Origin of the sequence: Lachnoanaerobaculum sp. OBRC5-5, assembly GCF_000296385.1 — a bacterium.
In the GTDB taxonomy this organism is placed as follows: Bacteria; Bacillota; Clostridia; order Lachnospirales; family Lachnospiraceae; genus Lachnoanaerobaculum.
In genome coordinates this window covers 2115608-2128997 of sequence record NZ_JH815185.1, presented here as the reverse complement: position 1 = coordinate 2128997, position 13390 = coordinate 2115608, and the positions used below count along the sequence as shown (strand labels likewise).

General features: G+C 35.7%; 13 protein-coding genes, 3 tRNA genes and 1 pseudogene. 9 read left to right on the top strand and 8 right to left on the bottom strand.

Annotated elements, in window-relative coordinates:
- Window positions 1-6: 6 nt before the first annotated feature.
- The 4 genes from HMPREF1135_RS09975 to HMPREF1135_RS14265 form a co-directional block, all read right to left on the bottom strand.
- Window positions 7-300 carry a GNAT family N-acetyltransferase gene (locus HMPREF1135_RS09975; RefSeq protein ID WP_334290531.1) on the bottom strand — a complete coding sequence of 98 codons (294 nt, stop codon included), beginning with the start codon at window positions 298-300 and terminating at the stop codon, window positions 7-9.
- A 480-nt stretch (window positions 301-780) separates the two neighbouring features.
- A complete protein-coding gene (locus HMPREF1135_RS13800) occupies window positions 781-939 on the bottom strand; it encodes a hypothetical protein (protein ID WP_156804107.1) in 159 nt (52 codons plus the stop codon).
- 1038 nt (window positions 940-1977) lie between these two features.
- Complete coding sequence (locus HMPREF1135_RS09960; protein WP_007594807.1) at window positions 1978-2448, bottom strand: hypothetical protein; 471 nt, start codon at window positions 2446-2448, stop codon at window positions 1978-1980.
- Window positions 2449-2550: 102 nt separating this feature from the next.
- Entirely contained in the window at window positions 2551-2685 is a 135-nt protein-coding gene (locus HMPREF1135_RS14265; protein ID WP_007594806.1) for a hypothetical protein, read from the bottom strand.
- 705 nt (window positions 2686-3390) lie between these two features.
- On the opposite strand from HMPREF1135_RS14265, the gene HMPREF1135_RS09955 reads away from it, so the two are divergent.
- Window positions 3391-4488, top strand: coding sequence for a DUF4236 domain-containing protein (locus HMPREF1135_RS09955; RefSeq protein ID WP_034243116.1), 1098 nt, complete (start codon window positions 3391-3393; stop codon window positions 4486-4488).
- A gap of 17 nt (window positions 4489-4505) precedes the next feature.
- On the top strand, window positions 4506-5519 hold the full coding sequence (locus tag HMPREF1135_RS09950; RefSeq protein WP_007594803.1) for an Ig-like domain-containing protein: 1014 nt from the start codon (window positions 4506-4508) through the stop codon (window positions 5517-5519).
- A 197-nt stretch (window positions 5520-5716) separates the two neighbouring features.
- On the opposite strand, the pseudogene HMPREF1135_RS14555 reads toward HMPREF1135_RS09950, so the two are convergent.
- Window positions 5717-7029 (bottom strand): annotated as a pseudogene (locus HMPREF1135_RS14555) (IS1634 family transposase); the annotation flags it as partial.
- A 226-nt stretch (window positions 7030-7255) separates the two neighbouring features.
- Between HMPREF1135_RS14555 and HMPREF1135_RS09940 the strand changes: the two are divergent.
- Window positions 7256-7328: transfer RNA gene (locus HMPREF1135_RS09940), tRNA-Thr, on the top strand.
- A 34-nt stretch (window positions 7329-7362) separates the two neighbouring features.
- Here HMPREF1135_RS09940 and HMPREF1135_RS09935 read toward each other — a convergent pair.
- Together HMPREF1135_RS09935 and HMPREF1135_RS09930 are read right to left on the bottom strand one after the other, a co-directional pair.
- Window positions 7363-8346, bottom strand: a complete 984-nt coding sequence (locus tag HMPREF1135_RS09935) for a biotin--[acetyl-CoA-carboxylase] ligase (protein WP_007594798.1) — start codon at window positions 8344-8346, stop codon at window positions 7363-7365.
- 30 nt (window positions 8347-8376) lie between these two features.
- Window positions 8377-8449: transfer RNA gene (locus HMPREF1135_RS09930), tRNA-Arg, on the bottom strand.
- 120 nt (window positions 8450-8569) lie between these two features.
- Here HMPREF1135_RS09930 and HMPREF1135_RS09925 point away from each other — a divergent pair.
- Genes HMPREF1135_RS09925 through HMPREF1135_RS09905 form a run of 5 tightly spaced genes read left to right on the top strand, consistent with a single transcriptional unit; the run spans window position 8570 to window position 12027 of the window.
- Window positions 8570-9373, top strand: coding sequence for a hypothetical protein (locus HMPREF1135_RS09925; protein ID WP_007594796.1), 804 nt, complete (start codon window positions 8570-8572; stop codon window positions 9371-9373).
- A gap of 1 nt (window position 9374) precedes the next feature.
- Entirely contained in the window at window positions 9375-10400 is a 1026-nt protein-coding gene (gene queA / locus HMPREF1135_RS09920) for a tRNA preQ1(34) S-adenosylmethionine ribosyltransferase-isomerase QueA (RefSeq protein WP_034243503.1), read from the top strand.
- 23 nt (window positions 10401-10423) lie between these two features.
- On the top strand, window positions 10424-11017 hold the full coding sequence (locus HMPREF1135_RS09915; RefSeq protein ID WP_007594792.1) for a L,D-transpeptidase family protein: 594 nt from the start codon (window positions 10424-10426) through the stop codon (window positions 11015-11017).
- 57 nt (window positions 11018-11074) lie between these two features.
- Window positions 11075-11551, top strand: a complete 477-nt coding sequence (locus tag HMPREF1135_RS09910) for a hypothetical protein (protein WP_007594790.1) — start codon at window positions 11075-11077, stop codon at window positions 11549-11551.
- Window positions 11548-12027, top strand: a complete 480-nt coding sequence (locus HMPREF1135_RS09905; RefSeq protein WP_007594787.1) for a GNAT family N-acetyltransferase — start codon at window positions 11548-11550, stop codon at window positions 12025-12027. Before HMPREF1135_RS09910 ends, HMPREF1135_RS09905 begins: the two co-directional genes overlap by 4 nt.
- A 51-nt stretch (window positions 12028-12078) precedes the next feature.
- Here HMPREF1135_RS09905 and HMPREF1135_RS09900 read toward each other — a convergent pair whose 3' ends face one another.
- The gene (locus HMPREF1135_RS09900; RefSeq protein ID WP_007594785.1) at window positions 12079-12981 is read right to left on the bottom strand and encodes a selenium metabolism-associated LysR family transcriptional regulator; all 903 of its coding nucleotides are present in this window, start codon (window positions 12979-12981) and stop codon (window positions 12079-12081) included.
- A gap of 195 nt (window positions 12982-13176) precedes the next feature.
- Here HMPREF1135_RS09900 and HMPREF1135_RS09895 point away from each other — a divergent pair.
- Window positions 13177-13249 (top strand) — tRNA-Lys (locus HMPREF1135_RS09895).
- Window positions 13250-13390: the final 141 nt, after the last annotated feature.

Genomic DNA, 13390 nt, shown 5'->3' with positions numbered 1-13390 from the left:
TTATATTTATCCTATATAAAGGTCTTTGTATTCATCTTTATTTTTATTTTTATCAAACCATTTTACTGCATATGAACATGTAGCCTTTATTTTTTTATTATTTGATTTGGCATAGTCTATTACCTCAAGCATAAGCTTGGCTGCAATGCCCTGACCGCGAAGAGAGTCATCCACAAATGTATGATCAATAACTATTGTTTTATCATCCAAATTTGGGAAAGTAACCTCAGCAATCATCTTACCGTTTTCGTCATTCATATATATTCTGTTATCAGCTATATTAAACATAGTACCTCCAATATTTTTATTATTTAAGTAAAGAGTAGCATGTGAGAGAGAAAAGTCAAGGGCTATTGAAAAACATAAATTTTTGTAGTATATTAAATGTAACAAGTGAGAAAAGATATTTAATCATAGTGTTACAAACGAAAAAGCCACGAGTTGCAGCTCGTGGCTTTTTCTATTCTTTTTTTGCAAGGTAGCTTAAACCTTAGGCCGGTTGCCTATTATTTATCTCCATCCAACCATTTGCAGATATAATGGCAGATTATACCTGCCACAATAGAGATAATCAGTGAGAAAAATATATCTATCATGTGTTACACCTCCTTTCTCTGCCGAGTATAGGAGTGGCAACATAATAAGTATAACATGGGGTAGAGAATTCTGTAAATGTCGGGCATTCAAATCATATTGACAGCAATTTATGTTTATGCTAGTATTCCATCTTCAACAGTCGGATAGTAGAAAAGTGGCCCAAAACCCTGTATTTACAAGGCTTTAGCCACTTTTTTCTTCTTTGCAAAAAATGTTGTATGGAACGTCTAGGTTGAATTTTTTTTTATTTAAATCTTTTGGCTGGTAGTATTTCTTATCTAATCCAAGGTCCATTATAGCATTTAATGCCGTTAGAACTTGGGAATTATTATATGTCGACATATAGCACACATCCTCCAAGTTATCCATAAATAATCCCATTTGTGCAATAGGATTTGGCCTATGTTCTTCGCTTACACCATATTTTCTTAAACCTTTAGTTACCTAACCGGTTACTGCATCTACATAGTCGTCATCATTTGATTCTGTTTCAAAGTAATAGTTTGAACAGTTATAAAAGCATACAGAGGTATCTCTTTTTACTATCTTAGTACTGGCATCATATAGATGAGAGATATATTCATCGTAATGATTGTACGTTATATCAAGTGTAGTAAGGATATGTTCATAACCAAAGTCAGGCTGTTCATAATAGTCGGAAAGACTTTTATGAGTACCAAGCTTAGAATCAGGGCTAAGTATTAGCGAATAGGTAAGGAATCTATTTACCTGATTAGGATCAAACTGTATCTTGACATCTTTTGTGATACTTTTAAAGAATGATCCTATCTTAAGATCATGATAAATCTGTTGTAGAAAAAAATATCTGATATTTAAAAGTTTTGACTTGGATACTATATCATCTTGATATGTTATTTTCTCATTAAAGTCAAACTTAAAATCTAAATCTACCGTTTGATTATTTTTCAGCTCCTCGTTATATCTTTGGACCTCCTTTTTAGTATACTCCAGAGGATCGATGGTAGTCTTTAAAAGTTCGGAATGTTTTCCTATACGAACTACATTTTTAGTAGTGGTCTTTTTTCCATTACGGATTCCTCTTTGAATAAAATAAGTGGGATCCTGTGATTTTTTGTCATACCAAAGTTTTATACTTTATTATATCACATAATACAACAATAAAATAAAGAAAATTTAACAGCAAGAATCCTTTATTTATAAGGCTTTGGAGGGTTTATATATATGACTAAGTGTTGTTGTTGAAGACCCGAAAATGCAAACAGGATATTGAAGGGGAAAGTTAGAGGTTAAAAGCCATATATAAATAGTAGAAAGAGATGCTGAAATATTACGAGTTTAATCGCTAAATAACAGCATCTTTACTTCTAATAAGATCATTTGTCAAGATTACCAAGTGCATCAAATAGGTCTTTTACCAAGTGCATCAAATAAGTCTTTAAATCCCTGCGCAATATCTTTTGTAGCATTTGTTACATCTTTAAATCCTTCAACAATCCCATTCATTGAAATATCAAACAAATCTTTCATAATAAGTTGTAATACATATACCTCAAAATCGTTTGATGAACTGAAAGTTGCATCGTCGGCATCCCAATACCAGTTTTCGTCAGTATCAGGAAAAAATCCCCAATCTCTGGTGTATACAGCAGATGTAGTAAATACAAGTCCTGTTTTTCCGGGATCCATAACTGATGTTGATATAAGAGCGACTATATCATCACCGGATATATCATATGAAAAGTATTCTTTTATTCTGGAAATAGTATTGTTATCTAGATTGTAATAGGGTATGACGCTATACCCGGAAGCATTCATTAGCGCAGGAACATAACCTGTTATACAATCTAACATTTCTTGTTTATTGTCCATTGTATTATACTCCTTAGTAATATAAGAATATAAGACTGTAACAAGTAATTAAATGCTACAGTCTCAAGTGATTGTTTCAGAATAAATTAAACAGACAGAAAATTATAAAACCTCGTAAGCTGTTCCATATGTTGCCATAGCTTTGGCCTTTGCCTCTTGGATATTCTTAGCATCAATAAGAACATTCTGTACTTTGCCGGTTTGTCTGTCTTTTAGACGTATTGTATACTTAGCCATAATGTACCTCCTTAAAATCCTTTAGTACATTATATATATATATAGTCAATACTTTTATAAAAAATATGACAGAATTTTCTATTCCATTTTTATTGAACATATATAAGATAGAAAATACTAAGAGACAGTAAATAACTGGAGTTTAGAGATAGATTTATATTATTTTATGTAGTAAATTAATAAAGTATTAAATACTTGTGATATAATGTGTATGTGAGCATACAAATGAGTATGCAACACAAAAATCAAATTAAAATGGAGAAATGTGGCAATGTGTGAGGCATTGGATAAAATAGAGGAAATCGGAGTTAAAAAGGGCATTTTGATCGGTAGAGAAGAAGGCAGGCAGGATACTGGGTGTAGATCAGGGTGAAGATTTAGTGTCCAGGCTAAACGGTATTTTAGCAAGAGAAAGAAATATAGAAAAGATTCTTAAGGCAAGCGAAGATAGGGAGTACAGAAAAGAATTGTTGCGAGAGTATAATCTTATATAATTGCTTAGATTTTATTGAAGTGTAAAACCTTTAATGGGTTTGTGTAGTTTTAGAAGATAGGGTTTGAAAAAATCCTATCTTTTTTATTTCAATGATGAATAGTTGAAATAAACTTTTTATCCATATTTATTACAAAAAACAAAAGAAATATTGAAGAATAAATTGCCGGATGATATAATTTTCTTAAAATTATTAGTAGATGGGGAAATAAATGGGATTACGTTTTAGGAAAAGTATTAGGATTTGCAAAGGTATGAAGTTAAACTTCGGGAAAACAGGTGTAGGTGTTTCTTTTGGAACGAGAGGTCTGCATTATACAGTTCATTCAAGTGGAAGAAGAACCGCTTCTGTAGGAATTCCCGGTACAGGAATATCGTATGTCAGCTCAAGTGGAGGTGGCAGGTCTAAAAGAAGTAGGGCAGGTGCATGTGTAAAAGCACAAAGAGCGATTCAAGTACAGCAACAAAAAGAAGAAGAATATAACAGAAATTGTGAAATGGTAGATGATTTTAACGAACTTCTTGATATGATACGTTCCATTCATGAAGAATGTAGTGAGACAATAGACTGGATTTCACTGAAAAATAAACCTGAGCCGTTCAACAATATGTTACCGGGCCCGCATGAGGAAGAGGCACTTAGAAGTTTACATGATGCCAAGCCGGGATTTATAGGGAAACTTATACCTGCTGCGCATAACAATAAAATGAAAAAGCTTAATGACGCTGTTTTGGCTGCCCGAGAGGAAGATAAGCAAGTATATGAGGATTGGGAAAATATGAAAAAGCTTGCAACACAAGTTCTGTCAGGGGAGATTGACAGTTATTTTTATGTTGTTTCTGAAATGCATCTGTTTGATGAGATATTGGATTACGGAAGTGACTTTAATATAGGTACAGATATACCTAATATTTTAGAAGTGGAGTTTCACGCAAAGACTGATAAAGTGGTGCCTAATCACGTTTTAGAGATTACAAAGACAGGAAAGTTGTCTTCAAAAAAGATGACGAAGACAATGCACTATGATATAGCTCAAGACTATATTTGCAGCTGTGTTTTAAGAACAGCGAGAGAAGTATTTGCGTTATTACCTATAGATAGTGTAGTTATTCATGTCGTGGATAAAGTTCAGCCTATAATCGGAAATGAATACGAGGATACAGTGCTTTCTGTTCTTATAGACAGAAAGAGATTTGAACAGATAAGCTTTAGCGGAATAGATGCCTCCGATACTATAGAAATGTTTAAGTGTAATATGAGCTTTAAAAAAACAGGCGGTTTAAAGCCGGTAAAGAGGGTTGAATTTTAGATACTGAGGAATGAGATATGAAAATTTGCAGAAATTGTAAAAAGTTTATAGATAATGATGCTTTGGTCTGTCAATACTGCGGTTGTGTAAACAGAAATGATAACAGTGTAACTAGAGGTAATATTGAAAGAAATACTCAGGCTCCAAGAAAAAAGAGTAAGTTATGGCTGTGGGTGCTCGGTTGGATGTGTTTTTTTCCAATACCGCTAACTATACTTGTTGCAAGAAGTAAGAAGCTTAATAATGTGGCAAAAGCGGTAATATTGATATTGTTTTGGGGTATTCTTATTCGTGTCGGAACAAAAAAAGAAAAGCCCGGTGATATAACCGGTACAACTGAAATTGTAAGGGAAATGCCTTCACAAGATGATACAAGCGGTGAAAGTATGTCACAGGAGAGTACCGCTGTTGAAAGTACACAGGAGACTCAGACACCTGTAACGGCACAATCAATAAGTTTTGTTGAAATAAAAAACGTTATGAATGTTGGAGATACTTGGCAGGCTGTAGCAATTATCTCACTTGAGAATACACAGGATAAAACAGTTGTTTGGACTTCAAGTAATGAGGCGGTTGCTACTGTTGACAGGGAAGGTAATATTGCAGCATTAGGTGGCGGTGTGACAACAATTACCGCAAAAACATCAAACGGTATTGAAAATTCTTTTGATATAAGCGTTGAAGAGCATAAGGATGTAGATAAGAGATTGATGCAGGTGATTACTGATTGGAACAGAACCGACGACAATAATATCGGACATGAGTGGTCATATGATATAAGAATCAACGGTGAAAGAGCTAAAGGAGAGATGGAAGTGGCTGTAGGTGACAATATTTCTTTTTCTGCAAGAATGGAGGAAGAAGATACAAAGCCTGATATAGGTTCGGAATCGGCTTCTCATACAGTTACAAAAGAAGACATTATGAACGGATTCAGCACTTCACTTGAAGTGGTAGTAACTGAAAACGGTGGAAGAAATAAAGGTAAGAGCGCACACTTTGTAGTAACATATAAGTTTGTCCCGAAATAAATAAGTTTGTCCTCCTTCCTTGACTTGACCAGAATAAAAAAGTATAATCACATCTTCAACAGTTGGACAGTGGAAAAGTGGCTTAAAATCCTGTATTTACAAGGTTTTAGCCACTTTTTTCTTCTTTGCAAAAAATGTTGTATGGAACGTCTAGGTTGAAATTTTTTTTATTTTTTATTTAAATCTTTTGGCTGGTATTATTTTTTGTCTAACCCAAGGTCCATTATAGCATTTAATGCCGTTAGAACTTGGGAATTATTATATGTCGACATATAGCATACATCTTCTAAGTTAGCTACTTGTATGTTGCTTAGAGTTTTTATAATACTGTCTACAGTAAAGCATGTTCCATACATATCAAGTTTCTTTTCCAGAAGTCTATATATAAGGAGTGCTGTATAACAGATCATAAAGTGTGCGACTATACGCTCTCTCTTTTGATGAAATACAGATCTGGCTGAGAAATTTGTTTTCATTACTCTGAAGCAGTCTTCTATTTTATATCTGTTTGAGCTGATATCTAAGATATACTTGGCCGAATCGTTAAGATTCGTTGCCACTACATAGAATCCGTCATACTTCTCTTCCTCATTGATAACATCAAGATTAAGCTCATATGTATCTACAGTTTCCTCGCCTGAACGTGTAGTTGTAGTTCGCTTTATAAAACGTGTTATGTCATTTGCTCCTTTTTTATAGGCTTCAGGGTCTATGTTTGTAAGGAGTTTTTTTGCTCTTTCAATCTGACGATTACGTACAAATCTTTGGTATTCCATCATCTTTCTTGAGAATGATACAATAATCTTTTGAGGAATTATGGCCTTTGACTTAATCTTCCTAACAGTGCCGTTCTTGCACGTCTTCTCTTCATATAGTCCCAGGTCAAAAGCTTTATCAGCAGGTATAATCTTATATATTCTATCTTCATAAAGTGATGCGTTAGACTTGTCAAATCTGTCATTTGCTTTATAGTTGCCGGTTTATCATTAGATAATAAGCGATAGTCAATATCACTAAAAACAGCTCCTTTTAAGGTGTTGGAAAGCATATTTATAGATTGTGTGACGATAAAAGCTCTACCGCCCATTGAATTAAAGTTCCTTATGTTAAAAGAGCCTAAGCCTGCATCAGCACAATAAATAAACTTTTTCACTTTAAACATAGTTATAAGCTTTGGCTCTAAAGGAATAGCAGTGGTTTGCTCATTATCTGAACCTGATGTAATACACATAGACAGCGGTATACCGTCTTTATCCATAAATAATCCCATTTGTGCAATAGGATTTGGCCTATGTTCTTTGCTTACACCATATTTTCTTAAACTTTTAGTTACCTCACTGGTTACTGCATCTACATAGTCGTCATCATTTGATTTTGTTTCAAAGTAATAGTTTGAACAGTCATAAAAGCATACAGAGGTATCTCTTTTTACTATCTTAGTACTGGCATCATATAGATGAGAGATATATTCATCGTAATGATTGTACATTATATCAAGCGTACGAAGGAGCGGGATCCTGTGATTTTTTGTCATACCAAAGTTTCATACTTTATTATATCACATAATATAACAATAAAATAAAGAGAATTTAACAGCAAGAATCCTTTATTTATAAGGCTTTGGAGGGTTTATATATATGACTAAGTGTTGAAGACCCGGGCATCCAAATCGTTGAAGACCCGGGCATCCAAATCGTATTGACAGCAATTTGTGTTTATGCTACTATTACATAGATGCTGCTGTGGCACAGGTGGTAGCGCACCTCATTGGTAGTGAGGAGGTCACGGGTCCGAGTCCCGTCAGCAGCTTGAGTATAACCCTTGATTTTACAAGGGTTATTTTTTATATATAACCATAGAGTCCTCGTACGCTGACTTCACCGCTGATAATTCTTTTTATTTTTCCTTCGGCATTTACAAGCAAGGCACCTGTTTCATCGATTCCAAGTGCGACGGCTTGATAACTACCTTTAGGGTCAAGAATCTTCACGTCTTTACCGATATTTGCCAAATGCTTTTCATAATTTTCTTTAAGTCCGCTCATATCACAGGTTTTTAGAAAGATATTCATATTTCTGTAGAAATGATACATAACGGCTGCAATCAATTTAGCTCTGTCCATTAAAATACCGGTTTCAAGCAAAAGAGATGATGCCATATCTTTTATATCATCAGGGAATTCCTTATTATTAACATTTATACCCATTCCTGAAATAATGTATTTTATACCGTCCATATCGGAGCTCATTTCCGTAAGTATACCTGATATTTTCTTTGAATTTATGACTATATCATTCGGCCATTTGATGGTGGTGCTTATATGGTAAAGCTCTTCTATAGCATCACAAATGGAGATGGCGGTTACAAGGGTGATCATAGAAGCCTTTTCTACAGCAATTTCAGGCTTTATACAAAGGCTCATAAAGATACCGGTTCCGGCAGGTGAACTCCAACTTCTTCCCATTCTGCCTTTTCCCAAAGTTTGCATATCGGCTACTACAAGGAAGTCGGAATTTATCTTGTCTGCCATCAGTCGGGCATAGTTATTGGTGGAGTCGACTTCATCCAGATATATTATCTGTGGTGCATTGGAGAGTTTATAAGAATTTATATTTTGCTCTATTTCCACTTGATTTAGAATATCGCTTTTTGCCAAAAGAAGATAGCCTTTGTTATTGACGGATTCTATATTGTATCCGTCTTTTTTTAATGCGGAAATAGCCTTCCATACGGCAGTCCTTGAGACACCCAGACTTTCTGAAATATCTTGACCGGATACGTGAATGTTATTTGATAATAAGATTTTTAAAACTTCATTCTTTAACATATTTCTCCTTATATGTCATATAAAAAATAATGTATCAAGTGGGATTCGAACCCACAGTCTTCAGAGTCGGAGTCTGATGCGTTATCCAATACGCTATTGATACAAACAAATATTACAAAATTATATCATTTTTTATAATAAATTGATAGGTGCTTTTTGCAATAATATTTGATAAAATAATACCGGAATCAAAAGGTTATAAATTAATTATAAAGAGGCATTTATGAGAAATAAAAAAATAATAACAGGAATAGGTATGATGGCAGTGATGATGGCGGTTGCTACGGGCTGCAGCAATACAAGCAAGGCGGTAAGTACCGAGGAGACCACTACAGTTGCTGAGTCTACCATGTCTGAAGAGGAAAAAGTATTATCGGATTATAAAACATATGGTATGCAAAAGGATCCGATTCCGGGAATTATAGAGCTTGTGAAGGCATATCAGTATGCAAAAGTAAATGCGGATGCCAGAAGAATGTACAATGTTTTTGGAAGAAGCGATGAGGACGGACTTGCGGATTTGCAGGCAAAACTGACAGATGAGGCAAAGGTATACGAATCATTTGATGATACTGTTACCTATGTGACAAAGGGATATGAGGATAATTCATATGTGGTATTTATCAGTTCAAATGTAAAGTTCCATGATATTGATACAAAGGCACCTATGCTTACATGGGCATATGTAAAAGAAGAGCCTAAGGATGCTTTTTATATGGTAGAGACTGATAAGTTGACTGCTGAAGAGAGGCAGTATGTGGATGAGGTTTCCAAGTCGGAAGATATTATTGCTCTTGATGCACAGATGAGAAAAGACCTTGCAACTGCGGTAACAAGTGATATTCAGCTTGGAACACTTTATTCTATTTGGGTGCAAAATGCGTCTACAAATGAGAGCGGTGCTGCTGTGGAAACTTCAGAGCAACCTTCAGAAACAACTGTTGAGGAAAGTACTGTGGAAAGTATTACAGAAACAAGTAAAGAGGAAGCCAATGTATCCATATCGGAGACAAAGAGCGGAAACTGATATGGATGTAAGAGATTTTTGGTATGATTTACCGCAGGAACTTATAGCACAAGATCCGCTTGAAGACAGAGCTTCTTCAAGGCTTTTGGTACTTGATAAAGTAAGCGGAGATATCAGTCATAAGCATTTTTTCGATATTATAGATTATTTAAATGAGGGTGATTGCCTGGTACTTAATGAAACCAAGGTAATACCTGCAAGACTTATGGGTGTAAAAAAGGATACCGGAGCGGCGATAGAAATACTTCTTTTAAAGAGAAAGTCAAAGACCTCCTGGGAATGCCTTGTAAAACCCGGAAAAAAATGTAAGGTCGGAGCGAAGATTGATTTCGGAGACGGAGTACTTTTGGGAACAATAGTGGATATTGTGGAGGAAGGTAACAGAATAATCGAGTTTGAGTTTGAAGGGATTTTTGAAGAAATCTTGGATAAGCTTGGAACCATGCCGCTTCCGCCATATATTACGCATGTGTTGAAGGATAAAAACCGATATCAGACAGTATATGCAAAGAATGAGGGCTCTGCGGCTGCACCTACGGCAGGTTTGCATTTTACAAAGGAGCTGCTTGAGAAAATAGAAAAAAAAGGTATCAGACTTGCAAAGGTTACGCTGCATGTGGGACTTGGTACTTTCAGGCCGGTAAAGGTAACGGATGTGAATGAGCATCATATGCATTCCGAGTTTTTTCAAATCTCAAAAGAGGCTGCCGATATCATTAACAGTACAAGAGAAAACGGTAAAAGAGTAATTTGTGTGGGAACCACAAGTACCAGAACTATAGAAAGCGCGGCGGATGAAAACGGACATCTGGAAGAAAAGTCGGGGTGGACAGATATTTTCATATATCCCGGATATAAGTTTAAGGTTTTGGATGCTCTTATTACAAACTTCCATTTACCGGAGTCAACTTTGGTAATGCTTGTGAGCGCATTGGCAGGAAGAGAAAATATATTGCATGCTTATGAGGAGGCTGTAAAAGAGAAATACAGATTTTTCAGCTTTGGGGATGCGATGTTTATAAATTAAATATATTTTTAGAAAGGGTTTTTATGAAGATGAGAAAAAGTATTGTGGCATTACTTGTTTTATCAATGATTATCGGATTGATGAGCTTTAGTGTATACGCCGCAACAGTAAGAAAGGTAACTACAAGTAATTACACACCGCAGCAGAGTGAGCCTGCCACAAGAATCTATGTAAGCAAGACAAGCAAGGAGCTTACACTTATAGCCGACAATAAGGTAGTAGGTAAGTGGCCATGCAGTCTTGGAGAGTTTTCAGCAAACGGAACAAAGCAAAAGCAGGGTGACAGAACAACTCCGAATGGCGATTACTATATCTGTGTAAGAAATGATAAGAGTGCATATCATTTATCTCTTGGACTTTCTTACCCTGATAAGGCGGCAGCCGACAGAGGATTTGAACAGGGAATTATTACACAGGAAGAAAAGGATGCCATCTACACAGCTATTGACAAGAAGGTATGTCCTCCATGGAATACAGCGCTTGGCGGTGCAATAATGATCCACGGAAATTATCAAAAAGGTGTACCTACAGCAGGTTGTGTGGCTGTAAGCAATGATGTAATGGATATTATCTGGCCATATGGACAGCTTGGAATCAAGGTTTCGGTAGGACCATAAAGATATAGGGCATGTTATAGGCTTTGTCTATAATATGCCTTTTTAAATGGAGAGAATATGAATATTAGGAGAGCAAAATTCTCAGATATAAACAGGCTTCTTGAGATATATATAAAAGCAAGAGAATATATGAAGGCAACAGGCAATCCACATCAGTGGAGGAATTATTATCCAAGTAAAAAGCTTGTAAAAGACGATATAGAGAATAAAGCATGCTACGTAATTGAAAGAGGAGGTCATATTTGTGCCTGCTTTACATTTATGAAAGGCCGTGAAAAGAGCTATGAGCGTGATTTTTCATGTGGTAAAGACTATGGAATAATACATAGAGTGGCGAGTGATGGAATTGAAAGAGGAATTGTAAGAGAAATAATAAATTTTACAAAGAAAGACGGACTGTTGAGAATAGATACACATGAGGACAATATCACAATGCAAAGAGCTTTGGAAAATAACGGGTTTAAAAAGCTCGGTATTATATATCTGCATGACGGAAGTCGCAGGATATTATATGAATTAAAGGAGGAGTTATGATCAGACATGTAAAAGCGGAGGATTTGGACAGACTGGCTGAGATAGAAGCTGCATCTTATCCTAAAGCAGAGGCTGCAGGTAGGGAAAGCATAAAAAAGAGAATGGAAAGTTTTCCGGAGTGCTTTTGGATACTTGAAGAGGATGGGATTATAAAGAGTTTCATAAACGGTATGGCTACAGATGAAGAGGACCTTACCGATATTATGTATGATGATGCCTCTATGCATAAAGAAAATGGGGATTGGCAGATGATATTCTCCGTAGTTACGGAAAAGCCTTACAGAGGTCAGGGGCTTGCAAATCAGGTGATGAATAAGGTAATAGAGGATTCCAAGGCAAGGGGAAGAAAAGGAATTGTACTCACCTGTAAAGACGGACTCAGATTATTTTATGAGGAATTCGGTTACAAGGATGAAGGCATATCACAGTCAAATCATGGCGATACAATATGGTATAAGATGAGAATGACATTTTAGGTGGAATATGGAAGAGCCGGTGAGATCGAAGTGATTTCATCGGCTCTTGTTTTATTTGTAGATACCTTCATCTATTAAGTTTTGCACATAGTCAAGGAAAAGCTTAATTGTCGGATGGGATTTTTTTATATTCATATAATGTAATGAAAAATGTCTCATATTTGCATTATCAAGCGGATATGTTATCACCTTGTCGCTATCCAATAAATTCTGAGTGGAAAATCTTGAGCAGATACTTATGCCCATACCGTGAACTATCATCTGCTGTATGGATTCAAGGTCATTTGTCTGTGCAATTACATTCAAATCACTTTTCTTTATACCGAGGCCTTCAAGAAGTTTGCTGGCTACAAACTGGGTGCCTGATCCGTTTGATCTTAAGATCATAGGATACTTTAAGATTTCGGATATCTTTGCACGGTTTTCTTTAAGCTTTTTATACTCCTCTGTGGCAGGTGTAACAAGCATAAGATGATCGGGACATACTTTCAAGCTCTCACAAAGCGGAGAGCTTATGTCTTTGCCGGTGAAAGCTATATCAACGCTGTCACTAAGTAGCAGTTCCGCAATTTCATCACTGCTTCCCTGCCAGATACTGAAGTGCATTTCGGGGTATTTTTTCTTAAAACCTGCAATGATTTCCGGCAAAAGATATCCTGAAGGTATGGAGGAAGCACCTATATGTAACATACTTTTAGATGACTGCTGCAGTGAGAGCACAGCCTGATCCTTAGTCTCCACTATTTTTCTGGCATAGGAGAGAAATGTCTCACCCTCAGGTGTGAGAGTAATGGACTTTGTAGTTCTTAAAAGCAGCTTTCTTCCCAAATCATCCTCTAAGTTTTGAACATGTGAGCTTATAGTTGACTGTGACAGATATAAATATTTTGCAGCCTGTGAAAAACTCTTTAATTCGGCTGTGGCCACGAAAGCCTCCAATTGTCTAAATTCCATAAATAATCTCCTTTAATATAATTATAGATTTATTTATAGATAAAGTCAATAAATGGTTGCGCAAGATTGGTTAACGGTATAAAAAGAAAAAATAAAAATAATTTTAAAGTTTTTCAAAAAACATGTTGACAACAACTTTTATATATTGTATTATATCGAAGTGTTCAAAAAACACAGAACACAAAAAATAAAAAAGCGCCTTTAGCTCAGTTGGTAGAGCAGTAGACTCTTAATCTATTTGTCCAGGGTTCGAGTCCCTGAAGGCGCATGAAGGTCCTACTTGATAGACAGTGAGCTATTGGGAAGGGCTTTTTTTGTTGTATAATGAATAAAATTAGGTTATAATTAAAGACAATGCTTAAATGCAAAAGCAGTGAATTTGTTTCGACTTTGTGCAAAGGAGTTATAT

Coding starts and splice junctions, on each gene's coding strand:
- HMPREF1135_RS09950 (WP_007594803.1), top strand. CDS start 4,506: ATGAAAATTTGCAGAAATTGTAAAAAGTTTATAGATAATGATGCTTTG.
- HMPREF1135_RS09955 (WP_034243116.1), top strand. CDS start 3,391: ATGGGATTACGTTTTAGGAAAAGTATTAGGATTTGCAAAGGTATGAAG.
- HMPREF1135_RS14265 (WP_007594806.1), bottom strand. CDS start 2,685: ATGGCTAAGTATACAATACGTCTAAAAGACAGACAAACCGGCAAAGTA.
- HMPREF1135_RS09910 (WP_007594790.1), top strand. CDS start 11,075: ATGAATATTAGGAGAGCAAAATTCTCAGATATAAACAGGCTTCTTGAG.
- queA (WP_034243503.1), top strand. CDS start 9,375: ATGGATGTAAGAGATTTTTGGTATGATTTACCGCAGGAACTTATAGCA.
- HMPREF1135_RS09925 (WP_007594796.1), top strand. CDS start 8,570: ATGAGAAATAAAAAAATAATAACAGGAATAGGTATGATGGCAGTGATG.
- HMPREF1135_RS09935 (WP_007594798.1), bottom strand. CDS start 8,346: ATGTTAAAGAATGAAGTTTTAAAAATCTTATTATCAAATAACATTCAC.
- HMPREF1135_RS09915 (WP_007594792.1), top strand. CDS start 10,424: ATGAAGATGAGAAAAAGTATTGTGGCATTACTTGTTTTATCAATGATT.
- HMPREF1135_RS09960 (WP_007594807.1), bottom strand. CDS start 2,448: ATGGACAATAAACAAGAAATGTTAGATTGTATAACAGGTTATGTTCCT.
- HMPREF1135_RS09900 (WP_007594785.1), bottom strand. CDS start 12,981: ATGGAATTTAGACAATTGGAGGCTTTCGTGGCCACAGCCGAATTAAAG.
- HMPREF1135_RS13800 (WP_156804107.1), bottom strand. CDS start 939: ATGTCGACATATAATAATTCCCAAGTTCTAACGGCATTAAATGCTATA.
- HMPREF1135_RS09905 (WP_007594787.1), top strand. CDS start 11,548: ATGATCAGACATGTAAAAGCGGAGGATTTGGACAGACTGGCTGAGATA.